This is a genomic window from Tenacibaculum sp. 190524A05c, assembly GCF_964036595.1.
GTDB lineage: Bacteria > Bacteroidota > Bacteroidia > Flavobacteriales > Flavobacteriaceae > Polaribacter > Polaribacter platacis.
In genome coordinates this window covers 2,309,156-2,322,326 of record NZ_OZ038523.1, presented here as the reverse complement: position 1 = coordinate 2,322,326, position 13,171 = coordinate 2,309,156, and the positions used below count along the sequence as shown (strand labels likewise).

Here is a 13,171-nt window from a genome sequence, read left to right as displayed (position 1 = left end):
ATCACTACGGAGTTGCAATTCTTGTTTTTATGATAAGTTTAGTGAATTTTGATTTTTAATGAAAAAACAATATTTTTTTAACATTTAGTTTGTGTTTTGGTTTTGTTATTTATAGTTTTGTGGCAATTAATTAACCAAAAACCCTTCTAAAATGAAAAATCAATTTTTCAAGGTGGCAGCCCTTGCCATCGTGTTTTTGTGTTCTATAAACTTAACGGCACAAAAGAAATTTAAGATCGGAGATGAGTTTGATACCAAAATTAATGTTACTAAAACGTATCAAAAGTTTACAAAATCTTCAAGTCAACCAGGAACCCAAGCACAGTTAGTGTATCAGAATGAGTTTTATTCAAAAAACTCTACGTATGTAAAATTATATTTCCAGAACTTCGATTTAGCACCAGGTGATTTTGTTGAAATCATTGGGTCAAATACCAAAGAAAAAGTAATATACGGAGGTCAGGGAAAAATTGTTGATGATAAAATGACAATGATTAGCGATTTCTGGTCGCAGGTAATTTTCGATGATAAAGTAGAGGTAAAGCTTTATTCTATGGGAAATCCAAGTTATCATAATGGTTTTGATATTAGCAAAGTAGCTTATGGATTTACTAAGGAAAAAATTGTAAAGCAATTTAATGCAAATGATCCTCAACAAAGATCTATTTGTTCTAGTGATAACAAAGAAAGAATCGAATGTTATAACGGAACAGACATGTATGAAAAGGCTAAGGCTGTTTGTAGATTAATTATTGGTGGTAGTTCAAGTTGTACAGGATGGTTATTAGGAAGTGAAGGACACTTAATGACAAATAATCACTGTATTGGATCTGCATCTGCTGCTCAAAACACAGATTTTATCTTTAACTATCAGTATGCTGGTTGTACAGGTTCTGCTTCTGCAACTTCACAAACTGTAGCACAATCTGCAACATTTATTAAAACTAGCTCTAGTTTAGATTATACTTTAGTAAAGTTACCAACGAATCCAACTAGTACTTATGGGTATTTAAGTTTAAGTTCTGCGGTTACTGCTCCAGGAGATAGAATTTATATTCCACAGCATCCAGGAGGTAGAAGAAAAGAAATTTCTGTAAAGACTGATGTTGACGCAACTGCAGGAGGATTCTCTAGAGTTTTCCAAAGTTCTTCAGGTTCTGGTCAACAAGTAAGATATTATGCAGATACTGAAGGAGGAAGTTCAGGTTCTCCAGTATTAGATTATAACTCAAACTTAGTAATTGCTATTCACAATACAGGTGGTTGTCCAAATGGATCATACGGTAGAAGTGATAATTTAATTAGCTCTATTGGTAACGATATGCCAGCAAATGGTGTTGATGGAAACGGTGGTGGAAATCCAGACCCAGATCCAGATCCAAGTTGTACTTCAACTGTTAGTTCTTTCCCATATGGAGAAAGTTTTGAATCTAATGCAGGTTGGACTCAGGTAACAGGTGACGATGGAAACTGGGTAAGAGATGCTTCAGGTACTCCATCTTCAGGAACTGGACCAAGTTCAGGTGCAAATGGATCTTTCTATATGTTCTTAGAAGCTTCTACTAACGGAAGTACAGGTCAAATTGGACCAAATGCGACGGCAATTTTACAAAGTCCATGTTTTGATTTAACAGGATTATCTTCTGCAACTTTTACGTTTAGTAATCATATGTACGGAACAGCTGTTGGATCTTTAAGATTAGAAGCATCTACTAACGGAACTACTTGGACTAGCTTATGGAGTGATTCAGGTAATAAAGGAAATCAATGGAATGCTGAAACTGTTAACTTAAGTGCTTATTTAGGACAAAGTCAATTAAGGTTACGTTTTGTTGGTACAACAGGTACTAGCTGGTCAAGTGATATTGCAATTGATAATTTAGCATTAACTTCTGGTGGAGGAGGAGGAACTCCTTCTTGTCCAACTCTTGATTTTAACGACTTTAACATTACGTCTTTCTCAAATCAAGATTCAGCTGGTAATTTCTCTGTTGGAAATGGAGGATCTTCATTAACGTTAACAAATAATACTTGGAAATATATTCCAATGAATTACACTGTGACTGCAAATACGGTTATCGAATTCCAATTTAGTAGTACTTCACAAGGTGAAATTCACGGAGTTGGATTTGAAAATGATAATAGTTTAACTTCTTCAAGATATTTTAAAGTACATGGTACTCAGAATTATGGAGTTACAAATTATGATAATTATACTAGTGGAACAGTAACATATACAATTCCTGTAGGAAGTTCTTATACGGGAAGTATGGATAGATTAGTATTCATTAACGATAATGATGCTGGTTCTGGAAATAACTCTACGTTCTCTAACGTAAGAATCTATGAAGGTTCTTGTGAGAGTGCAAATGTTGTAGTAACAGAAGTATTTGAAACTAGAGTTGATATTTTAGGTGACGAGGATGAGGATGCTTTAACTAGTATTCAAGTTGCTCCAAACCCAATTAGAAAGGGAAGCTTACTTAGATTAGTTGGACCTTCAGCTAATTTAAAAGGTGCTAGTTATTCTGTTGTTAATATGTTAGGTCAGGTTGTGAAAAAAGGAAATGTAAATGATTCTAGAACTCTTAGTATAGATCAGTTTAATTCTGGTGTTTACATTTTAAAACTAGAAAATAAATTCACAAATACTAGTATGCGATTTATTATTGAATAATTATAGTTGTATCATTTAAATAGTTAAATGAATTAATTAGATGACCCTCTTGTTTTTCAAGAGGGTTTATTTTTATATTTAGGATTGTTAATTAGATGTAATGAATACACTTAAAGTTCTTATTATACTAATTTTATTTGTTGGAGCATTTCAAGGAATTGTTTTTGGAATAGTACTGTTTAGGACAAAACAGAACCTTCTTTCAAATAAGATTCTTGCAACAATTTTATTCCTACTTTCCTATAGATTATTGATGCAAATAATGCGACTTTTTGGTTTAGGATATTATGATACATGGTATTATTTTATGTTAGACTTAAGTTGGGTAACGGGTCCACTATTATATTTTTATGTAAAATCTCAAATCGATACTAAGTATAAATTAACTCCTAAAGAATACTATCACTTTATTCCTTTATTAGTACAAATCTCTATCAGTATTTTTGTTAGACTTCAAAATTTATATTGGGATGGTACCCGCGATAGTCTATCTTGGTTAGGATATTGGGGATACGTAATTTGGATGAACTATCCTACAATTTATGTAGTTGCTAGCATGCTCATTATTCTATATTCACATTTAGCTCTAAAATTGTTAAATAATAACGCTAATATTCAACAACAAACTTTGCGTTGGATAAAACAAATTATATTTTCATTTCAAATATACTTTTCTCTAGTCTTATTAATACTGATTATAGATGTTTTAATTTATAATGTGGTGCTAGAGAAGAATTACTTCTATTTTATTCGATTTTTCTATTATCCGTTTTTTATTGGAATTTCAGTATTAATCTATTGGTTAGGTATGGAAGGATTTTCAAGAAGAAATGATAAAAATAGTATTCCTAAAAGCCAAATATCCGAAGAAGATAGAGTCAAATTGGAACTAGTTGCAAAGGAATTATTAGTTGCAGTAAAGGAAAAAAAATTATATAAAATTCAAAAGTTGAATTTAAACATGTTAGCGAATGAATTGGATACTAAGCCCTATATAATTACACAATGTTTAAAAGAAATCATAGGAAAGAATTTCAATGATTTTATAAATGAATATAGAGTTAATGAGATTCAATATCTACTAAAACAGCCAGAGAATAGCAAGTTCACGTTATTAAGTTTAGCCATGGAAGCAGGCTTTAACTCTAAATCTTCGTTCAATAGAGCTGTACAGAAGCATTTAGGTGTTTCACCAAGTGAATTGAAGCAGAATTTATAAGGTGTCAAATATATTTGTGACACGTATTGGTAATGGTTTTTAGGTTTCAAATAAATAATTGAAGCGACTCGAACGTATGTGTAATCTATGTTTGTTGAAAATTTTAAAATCTATTACAATGAAAAAATCTTATGCAATCGTTTTATGTTTTGTTCTTATGAACATCGCAACATCTTTCGCTCAACAAGAATCAAAGCACAATTTAAATGCGTTATTAGGGAAATGGAAAATTGATATGTCACCTTATGATAGAACAGACGATAATTTTGCCATAATGATCATCGATAAGGTGTCAAAGAAGTCAATTGAAGGTACTTTTTATAGAAAAGGAGTAAGAATTAGAGAAGGTAGAATTAACACGCTAAATAACCATATATATGGAGCATTAGTATCTGGAGATAATTCTGGTGATTATAACACTTCCTTTTATCTTAAAAATGGTAAACTTTATGGATCTACTCATTCCCTTAAAAAAGATTTTTTAGCGGTTTGGGAAGCAGTAAAAGAATAAACGTAAATAATAAAAAAAGCCGAGCAACATTGCTCGGCTTTTTTAATATGTATTGTATGTTTTTTATAAATCGAAACCAATACTAACTCCTAATTTATTAGCAATTAACTTGGTAATTCTCTGTTTTACTTCAGGAATCTTTACACTCTCTAGTACAGTATTCGCAAAAGCATACATTAATAAAGCATTTGCTTCTTTTTTAGGAATACCTCTTTGTTGCATGTAGAATAATGCTTGTTGATCTAACTGACCAATTGTACAACCGTGAGAACATTTAACGTCATCAGCAAAAATCTCTAATTGAGGTTTAGCATTAATCGTTGCTTTATCACTAATTAAAACATTATTGTTCTGTTGGTATGCATTTGTCTTTTGTGCTTCTTTCTCAACAATTACTTTACCGTTGAAAACACCAGTAGAACGATCACCATAAATACCTTTATAATCTTGATGACTTTCACAATTAGGTTCAATATGGTGAACTAAGGTATGATGATCAACATGTTGTTTACCTTCAATAATAGTAACACCTTTAAGAATTGAGTCAATGCGCTCTCCTTTTTGGAAGAAATTCAAGTTGTTTCTTGTGATGTTACCTCCAAATGAGAATGTATGTACAGAACAAACACTTTCTTTTTGTTGCTCAATGTAAGTATTGTCAACTAAAGAAGCATTTGTGTTGTCATTCTGAATCTTGTAGTAGTCTACAGAAGCATGAGTATCAACAAAGATTTCAGTAACAGCATTCGTTAAAATAGCATTATCTGTTAAACTTTGATGACGTTCAATAATTTGAACATGCGCGTTACGCTCAGCCACAATTAAATTACGTGGTTGAATCATTGTAGCATTTTCAGTACCTGTAGTAAAATTGATAATTTGAATAGGCTTTTCTACTTCTACATTTTTAGGAATATAAATGTATGCTCCTTCATTCGCAAAAGCAGTATTTAAAGACGTTAAATTATCTTGTTTAGCAGCTTTGTTGAAATAATTTTCAATTACCGCTTTGTATTTAGGCTTGGCTAATGCAGATGATAATAGGCAAATATCCATATTATCGTGAGTTGTATCAGATAAGAACGAGCTGTATTTCCCATCAATAAATACGATTTTATACGTATCAATATCATGGATAAAATATTTTTTTACATCAGCTAATTCAACTGCAGTTTCTGCTTTAGGAAATATGCTATAGTCTTCTTTTAAAACTGAATTTAAAGAAGTGTATTTCCAAGCTTCTAATTTCTTAGAAGGAAAACCTAATTTTTCGAAATTTTGTAAGGCTTTCGAACGAATTTCATGTACATCGCTATTAATGTCCATTCCGTTTTCGAAAGCTACGTATGATGATATTAATTTATCTTTTAATTCCATTCTTTCAATTTTTAGTTGTAATCAACTAATTATGAATTCACTTCTTCCTTAATCCAATCATAACCTTTAGCTTCTAATTCAAGAGCTAAAGATGCGTCTCCAGTTTTTACGATTTTCCCATCGTGTAAAACATGTACATAATCTGGAACGATATAATCTAATAAACGTTGGTAGTGTGTAATAACAATAACAGCGTTATCTTCAGATTTAAGTTTGTTAACTCCGTTAGCAACAATACGAAGTGCATCGATATCTAAACCAGAATCTGTTTCGTCTAAGATGGCTAATTTAGGTTCTAACATTGCTAATTGGAAAATCTCATTACGTTTCTTTTCACCTCCAGAGAATCCTTCGTTTAAAGAACGTGATAAGAACTTACGATCGATTTCTAATAATTCTGATTTCTCACGAATCTTTTGAAGCATTTCTTTAGCAGGCATTTCCTCTAAACCTTGTGCTTTACGAGACTCGTTGATGGCAGTTTTAATAAAATTAGTCACTGTAACACCAGGAATTTCAACCGGATATTGGAATGATAAGAATACACCAGCATGAGCTCTTTCTTCTGGAGCTAATTCGCTAATATCTTCTCCGTCCAATTCAATAGAACCTGAAGTAACTTCATATTCTTCTTTACCAGCGATTACAGAAGCCATTGTACTTTTTCCAGCTCCATTAGGTCCCATAATTGCGTGAACTTCTCCTGCTTTAACTTCTAAATTCAATCCTTTTAAGATTGATTTTTCTTCTACTTCTGCGTGTAAGTTTTGAATCTTTAACATTGTATATATGTGCTCTAAAGCTTAATTTTCTTGTTGGTAATATTGTTTTTTATCCTACACTTCCTTCTAAGGAAATTTCTAATAATTTTTGAGCTTCTACTGCAAACTCCATTGGTAACTTGTTTAATACTTCTTTACTAAAACCGTTTACAATTAATGCAATTGCTTTTTCCGTATCAATACCTCTTTGATTACAATAAAATAACTGGTCTTCTCCAATTTTACTTGTAGTTGCCTCATGCTCAATTTGAGCAGATTTATTTTTAGTTTCTATGTATGGGAAAGTGTGCGCTCCACATTCATTACCCATTAGTAAACTATCACATTGAGAGAAGTTACGAGCATTTTCTGCTCTAGATCCAATGTGTACTAAACCACGATAACTGTTCTGAGATTTACCAGCAGAAATTCCTTTAGAAATAATAGTCGATTTCGTATTCTTTCCTAAGTGAATCATCTTTGTTCCAGTATCAGCTTGCTGGAAGTTATTGGTAACAGCAATTGAATAGAATTCTCCTACTGAATTGTTACCTTTTAATACACAACTTGGATATTTCCAAGTTACTGCAGAACCAGTTTCAACCTGAGTCCAAGAAATTTTAGCGTTCGTTTCACATAAACCACGTTTGGTAACGAAGTTGAAAACTCCACCTTTTCCTTCTGCATCACCAGGGAACCAGTTTTGTACTGTAGAATATTTAATTTCTGCATCATCTAAAGCGATCAATTCAACTACAGCTGCGTGTAATTGATTTTCATCACGTTGAGGAGCAGTACATCCTTCTAAATAAGAAACGTAACTTCCTTCGTCAGCAATAACTAAAGTTCTTTCGAATTGTCCTGTTCCACCTTCATTAATTCTGAAGTATGTTGATAATTCCATTGGACAACGAACTCCTTTAGGTATGTAACAGAAAGATCCATCTGAAAATACCGCAGAGTTTAATGCTGCATAAAAGTTATCTGTTGTAGGAACTACAGAACCAATGTATTTCTTAACTAATTCAGGGTGTTCTTGAATTGCCTCAGAAATTGGCATGAAAATAATTCCTTTTTCAGCTAATGTTTCTTTAAATGTAGTTGCAACAGAAACAGAATCCATTACAATATCTACAGCAACATTTGCTAATCTTTTTTGTTCTTCTAGTGAAATACCTAGTTTCTCGAAAGTAGCTAACATCTCTGGATCTACTTCGTCTAAACTATTTAACTTAGGTTTTTGTTTTGGTGCAGAATAATATGAAATATCCTGAAAGTTAGGTTTTTCATATTTAACATTTGCCCATTCTGGCTCTTCCATTTGTTGCCAAACTCTAAAAGCCTCTAATCTCCATTCGGTCATCCATTCTGGTTCGTTTTTCTTTTTAGAAATTGCACGAACGATATCTTCATTTAAACCTTTTGGAAATTTTTCACTTTCAATATCAGTATAAAAACCGTACTCGTATTCTTTGGTTTTTAATTCTTCTCTTAAATCGTCTTCTGTATACTTGCTCATTGAAGCTGTTTTCAGTTAATGATATTTATTACAGAGAAAAGCTTTCTCCGCATCCACATGTTCTATTGGCATTTGGATTATTAAAGACAAATCCTTTACCATTTAAACCACCAGAATATTCTAGTGTAGTTCCGACTAAATACAAGAAACTTTTCTTGTCAACAATAATTTTTACACCATTGTCTTCGAAAATTTTATCTGTTTCTTCTTGAGAATTGTCAAAATGTAAATCATAAGAAAGTCCTGAACAACCACCACTTTTTACTCCTACACGAACAAAATCGGTAGTTGCATCAAAGCCATCATCGGTCATTAACTCAATAACTTTCTTTTTAGCTGTGTCTGAAACTTTTATCATATAAATAGATTAAATCTAAATTGGACTGCAAATATACGACATAACAATGATTCCTCAATGTTTTGTTTAGTGTTTAAAATAATGCGATAATCAAAAAAACTTATGGGAGCTGAAATGCAGGGTTATTCACGAAATCTGAATCGGTAAGAGTCAATAAAAAAGCTTTTAAATCTGCTTTGTCTTTATCAGTCATTTGAACTCCTCCTTGAGCCACTTTTTTCATAAGGGGAGAGATGGTTGGTGAGTTTTTTAATCCTTCTGAATAATGGTTAATTACTTCTTCTAAAGTTGAGAATCTTCCATCATGCATATATGGAGCCGTGAAGGATAAGTTTCTCAAGGAAGGTGTTCTGAATTTACCATTGTCTTTTGAATCTCCAGTTACAGCGCCAAATCCAAGATCAGTAAATGTTGCATCCAATCCGTTATTGTGGAATTTATTATCAGTCCATAAAGGATTATTTTGGCTACCATGACAGTGAAAACAATCTCCACGATTTTCATCCATGAAAGCATCAAAACCGTTTTGCTCCTCTGGAGTTAATGTAGCTTCTCCACGTAAAAATTTATCGAACTTTGAATTGCCTGAAATTAAGGTTCTTTCAAACTGAGCTAACGCTTTTACAACTAAGTTTGAATCAATAGGAGTATCACCAAAAGCTTTTTTAAATAATTCTGGATATTCAGCATGATTGCTAAGTTCGATGGCTATTTGTTTCCAGTCATTATTCATTTCAAGATGATTTACAACAGGTTCAAAAGCTTGTCGTTCTAGGCTTAATTCTTTTCCATCCCAAGCAAATCGATCATCGAAATTCCATGCAAGATTGAATAACGGCATAGAATTTCTTGTTCCTTTAGTATTATTTACACCTTCACTGAATTGTAAATTATCAGTAAATGATTTTTGAGGATCATGACAAGAAGCACATGAAATAGTGTTATCCGAAGATAATATTGGATCGAAAAAAAGCTTTTTACCTAAATCTACTCCTTCTTGAGTTTGAGGATTTGTAGTTGGAACAATAGGTGCTAATAATTTATCTTTAAAAAGTTGTGGAATTTGCAGTTCTATTTCAACAGGAGTATACCCATTGTTAGTTTCAGGTTCAATGGTTTCATCCGAAGAACATGAAATCAAAACATAAAAAGAAAGAAGATAAATCCACTTGTACTTCATTTATAAACTAAAAACAGTTTTTCCGTTTGCGTTCATTAAAACTTGAGCGTCAAAATTGGGCATCAACATTTGATTCAATTCATTTAAATCCCAAGTATTAGGGTTTTTAAACCACTCAGCTATATTAACTTTTACGTTAATTACTTCTTCTGTACTTTTTAGCCAATTTCCTTCTAAACTAACAGAAAAAGAAGTGTCTTGATAAACAATATTATCTGGATCTGTATTATCTACTGCTCGAATAGCATGATAGTTGAAACCTGCTTCTGTAGTTTGGGTTTCACTTGTATATTTCCCATCAAATTGCATGTAGTGATAACCACCACCTAGCATTTCAGGAACATTAAAATTAGCAGTGTTTAAATCTGTATATGCTCCATCTGTATTGTCATCATCTTCAAATCCAAAGGTAAAATCTAAAGAGTACGTTCTGTCTAAAAATAATCCTTCGATGGTGTAGGATAAATTTTGTTCTTCTCCTAAATCAATAAACAAGTAATCTTTTAAAGGAGTTTCAAATCCTGAAGGATCTACTAGTTTGATATTTGAAATTACATATCGATACAATTCAATACTAACCATTTCACCATTTTCATTTGTGAATTTTAGTTCTCCGAAATCATCTTTAGTAACTGGAGTTCCATCCCACTCATGAATAAAATTGATGGTGATTTTTTTATTTTGAATCGTTTCATCACTATTACTAGAACATGAAATGATAAAAAGTGATAGTATAAATAGAATTGAAAATGTCTTTTTCATTATTTTACTTTGATAATTAATACGTCTGAGAATCCTTTGTTTTCTTCAATATCTTCGTCGTTACTAGAAGTTTCTCCTACTGCAATAACTGTACCGTCGTTTAATTCTGAAACATCATGAAGAATATCAATATCAGTACCTCCAGCAAACTTTTGCCATTCAGTTGATCCCGTAGAAGATACCTTTAGTATCCATGCGTCGTTTTGACCTTTGTTTATAAAATCGCGATCTGAACTTCTTGAGCTTCCACAAATAATAAAGCCACCGTCATTCGTGTTTTTAATGCTTCTTCCTGCATCAAAATTCGTTCCTCCAAAGTTTTTCTGCCACATTAAATCTCCATCAGGAGTAATTTTTATAAGCCATAAATCAGCTCCTCCATTATTATTGCTAACATCTTTATCTGAACTGCGAGTGTCACCAACAAGAATTAAGTTACCATCACTTGTTTTTTTAATGCCATAAGATTCATCAATTTCAGAACCACCAAAATTCTTTTCCCAAAGAAGAGTTCCTGTACTGTTTATCTTAATTACCCAGAAATCATATGTTCCTTTGTTATTTGTAATATCTACATCACTACTATCAGAAAATCCAGTAATTATATAATTTCCATCATCTAACTGAACAACACTTTGAGGAGTATCTGTAAATGTACCACCGTAAAATTTACTCCACTCTCGAGTTCCATTTGCATCAATTTTAATAGCCCAAAAATCACCTCCTGCGTGTAATGGTTTAGCCGCTGGGAAATTTCCTTCACCACCTGAAGCAGTTACATCTAATTCTCCAACAATTAAGAAACCTCCATCAGAAGTAGGAGTTAATGAAGTTCCATAATCTCTTCCTGAAAAACCGAAAGACTTTTGCCATTGAATAGTTCCTGAAGCATTAAGTTTTGAAACCCAGAAATCTGAAGCGCCATTATTTTCGGTAACATCATTATCACTACTATCACTAAAACCAAAAACTACAAATCCATTATCGTTAGTTGCTAATACCTGATTTCCTCTATCGTCATTAGAACCACCATATGTTTTAGACCATTGTAATTCATTTTGACTATCATACTTTACAAGAAGAAAATCAGAATCGTCAGAGGTTTTTGTAGTAATGTCTCCGTCAGTACTGCTAGTGTAACCCAAAATAGCATAGCCACCATCACTTGTTGTAATAATTGATTTTGCAACATCATTGCCACTTCCTCCAAATGTTTTTACAAAATCAATTTCTCGACCCGTACTTGGATTCAAAGTGTCATTTAAATTAATATCTGCTTCGCTACAAGCAGTAAAAACAAGCAATAAAATGAGTATAGTATAATGTTTCACGTGATTAATCTAATCTTATTTAATAATTAATTTTTTACCAATAGTATTATTAATTTTCACTAAGTAAATTCCTTTGGCTTGATTATTTATTGGTAAAACGAAGTCTTTACGATTAATATTTTTCTTTTGATAAACTTTTTTACCTAAAATATTAAATACTTCGATTGATTCTATGTTTGTGTTAGAGGTAATTATTGGAGCTCTATCCGCTGGGTTTGGATAAATAGTGAATTTACTAGTTTTTGTAGTTTGATCAGGAAGAGAAAGAGTTCCGCTCTTCCTAACAATAAATAATCCTTGCTCAATATCACTAATTACAATATTACCACTTGGAAAATAAGGATAAATACTCCAAACGCCATTAAAACCTGTATTGTTGTTATCTGGGAACGTATCAAAATAACCAACTTCTGTCATTGGATTTGTAGTACTTGATATATTTGAAATATCGAATACTCTTAATCCAGCTCTATAATTTGCCATGAAATATTCGTTACCCTTTACATATCCATTATGATCAATGGCTGCGTGACTTGCCGTATGTATGGAAGATACAGATGGTGAATCTAAATCGGTAAGATTAAAAATTATAGTTCTTGTATTTGTACCTATGTTTTGTTCATCGAGTTCGTCTCCCAAAATAAAGTATTGGTGATCTTCTGTAAACCATCCTTGATGAGCGTATCGTGCATTCGGATAACTAACTTTAGAAATAAGGGTTGGACTTGATTTGTCTGTTACGTCTAAAATAACAATATCATTACTTCCTCCACTATTTCCATTACTTGCTATAAGAATTTCTCTTCCAGAGTAAGTTGCATCAGGACCGTTATAAGTGATTACTTGTGCATCATGAGTATATCCTTCAGCGGAATAACCTCCTGCTGCAACTGGGTTTTTTGGGTCCGAAATATCAACAAATACTGGACCACCGCTAAACGTATTACATCCAACTAAATATGCGTAACTCGAAGACTCGTTAATTACGATATTATGACAGCTTGTAACCCCAGAAAATATAGCATCAGCCGTAAATGTTTGCGGGGGCGTAGTAACATTTCTAAGCTTTGTTAAATCAAAAACTTGCATTCCATGAGAGCCAACATTATCTGCAACAATAAAAGCATGGTTATTATAAACCTTCACATCTCTCCAAAAATTACTTCCAGCATTAGTGTCTAAACGTCCTAAAAATATTGGATTCACAGGATCGCTTATATCAACAAAAGCTGTAGAATTAGTTAAAGCAACTAAAGCATATTCTTTATTTGTTGTTGGATCGGTCCATCCCCAAATATCACTTCCTTCAGCAGTGCTTGATCCTGATAACGTTGCAACATCAATTGTTGCCATTAAGTCATAATTACTACATGGATAAGAGCCAGCAAATCCAGTTCCATCACAAGGGGTTTGTGAGTTGACGCTCACATTGGTAATGAAAAGAAAGGTTAAAATTAATAGTAGTGGTTTTTTCAT

11 protein-coding genes are annotated in these 13,171 nt (G+C 32.5%); 3 read left to right on the top strand and 8 right to left on the bottom strand.

Annotated features, from left to right (window positions below; genetic code table 11):
- Window positions 1-151: 151 nt before the first annotated feature.
- The 3 genes from ABNT61_RS10090 (at window position 152) to ABNT61_RS10080 (ending at window position 4,407) form a co-directional block, all read left to right on the top strand.
- Window positions 152-2,677 (top strand): trypsin-like peptidase domain-containing protein, encoded by a 2,526-nt coding sequence (locus ABNT61_RS10090; protein ID WP_348743102.1) that lies wholly within the window; start codon window positions 152-154, stop codon window positions 2,675-2,677.
- Between the two features lie 100 nt (window positions 2,678-2,777).
- Window positions 2,778-3,896 carry a helix-turn-helix transcriptional regulator gene (locus tag ABNT61_RS10085; protein WP_348743101.1) on the top strand — a complete coding sequence of 373 codons (1,119 nt, stop codon included), beginning with the start codon at window positions 2,778-2,780 and terminating at the stop codon, window positions 3,894-3,896.
- A 118-nt stretch (window positions 3,897-4,014) separates the two neighbouring features.
- The gene (locus tag ABNT61_RS10080; protein WP_348743100.1) at window positions 4,015-4,407 is read left to right on the top strand and encodes a hypothetical protein; all 393 of its coding nucleotides are present in this window, start codon (window positions 4,015-4,017) and stop codon (window positions 4,405-4,407) included.
- A gap of 63 nt (window positions 4,408-4,470) precedes the next feature.
- On the opposite strand, the gene sufD is transcribed toward ABNT61_RS10080, so the two are convergent.
- From sufD to ABNT61_RS10040, 8 genes are all read right to left on the bottom strand, one after another.
- Complete coding sequence (gene sufD / locus ABNT61_RS10075; protein WP_348721812.1) at window positions 4,471-5,784, bottom strand: Fe-S cluster assembly protein SufD; 1,314 nt, start codon at window positions 5,782-5,784, stop codon at window positions 4,471-4,473.
- A gap of 29 nt (window positions 5,785-5,813) precedes the next feature.
- Entirely contained in the window at window positions 5,814-6,566 is a 753-nt protein-coding gene (sufC, locus tag ABNT61_RS10070) for a Fe-S cluster assembly ATPase SufC (RefSeq protein ID WP_348711301.1), read from the bottom strand.
- 49 nt (window positions 6,567-6,615) lie between these two features.
- Window positions 6,616-8,064, bottom strand: a complete 1,449-nt coding sequence (gene sufB, locus ABNT61_RS10065) for a Fe-S cluster assembly protein SufB (RefSeq protein ID WP_348743099.1) — start codon at window positions 8,062-8,064, stop codon at window positions 6,616-6,618.
- A 28-nt stretch (window positions 8,065-8,092) separates the two neighbouring features.
- Window positions 8,093-8,422 (bottom strand): iron-sulfur cluster assembly accessory protein, encoded by a 330-nt coding sequence (locus tag ABNT61_RS10060; RefSeq protein ID WP_348711304.1) that lies wholly within the window; start codon window positions 8,420-8,422, stop codon window positions 8,093-8,095.
- Between the two features lie 100 nt (window positions 8,423-8,522).
- Entirely contained in the window at window positions 8,523-9,602 is a 1,080-nt protein-coding gene (locus ABNT61_RS10055) for a cytochrome-c peroxidase (RefSeq protein WP_348743098.1), read from the bottom strand.
- Complete coding sequence (locus ABNT61_RS10050) at window positions 9,603-10,364, bottom strand: MbnP family protein (protein WP_348743097.1); 762 nt, start codon at window positions 10,362-10,364, stop codon at window positions 9,603-9,605. It abuts the gene before it with no gap.
- Window positions 10,364-11,695 (bottom strand): hypothetical protein, encoded by a 1,332-nt coding sequence (locus ABNT61_RS10045; RefSeq protein WP_348743096.1) that lies wholly within the window; start codon window positions 11,693-11,695, stop codon window positions 10,364-10,366. Before ABNT61_RS10045 ends, ABNT61_RS10050 begins: the two co-directional genes overlap by 1 nt.
- A 15-nt stretch (window positions 11,696-11,710) precedes the next feature.
- A complete protein-coding gene (locus tag ABNT61_RS10040; protein ID WP_348743095.1) occupies window positions 11,711-13,171 on the bottom strand; it encodes a choice-of-anchor B family protein in 1,461 nt (486 codons plus the stop codon).

Bases quoted from the DNA above. Each gene is read 5' to 3' on its own strand.
- ABNT61_RS10090 (WP_348743102.1), top strand. From the start codon at position 152: ATGAAAAATCAATTTTTCAAGGTGGCAGCCCTTGCCATCGTGTTTTTG.
- ABNT61_RS10085 (WP_348743101.1), top strand. From the start codon at position 2,778: ATGAATACACTTAAAGTTCTTATTATACTAATTTTATTTGTTGGAGCA.
- ABNT61_RS10080 (WP_348743100.1), top strand. From the start codon at position 4,015: ATGAAAAAATCTTATGCAATCGTTTTATGTTTTGTTCTTATGAACATC.
- sufD (WP_348721812.1), bottom strand. From the start codon at position 5,784: ATGGAATTAAAAGATAAATTAATATCATCATACGTAGCTTTCGAAAAC.
- sufC (WP_348711301.1), bottom strand. From the start codon at position 6,566: ATGTTAAAGATTCAAAACTTACACGCAGAAGTAGAAGAAAAATCAATC.
- sufB (WP_348743099.1), bottom strand. From the start codon at position 8,064: ATGAGCAAGTATACAGAAGACGATTTAAGAGAAGAATTAAAAACCAAA.
- ABNT61_RS10060 (WP_348711304.1), bottom strand. From the start codon at position 8,422: ATGATAAAAGTTTCAGACACAGCTAAAAAGAAAGTTATTGAGTTAATG.
- ABNT61_RS10055 (WP_348743098.1), bottom strand. From the start codon at position 9,602: ATGAAGTACAAGTGGATTTATCTTCTTTCTTTTTATGTTTTGATTTCA.
- ABNT61_RS10050 (WP_348743097.1), bottom strand. From the start codon at position 10,364: ATGAAAAAGACATTTTCAATTCTATTTATACTATCACTTTTTATCATT.
- ABNT61_RS10040 (WP_348743095.1), bottom strand. From the start codon at position 13,171: ATGAAAAAACCACTACTATTAATTTTAACCTTTCTTTTCATTACCAAT.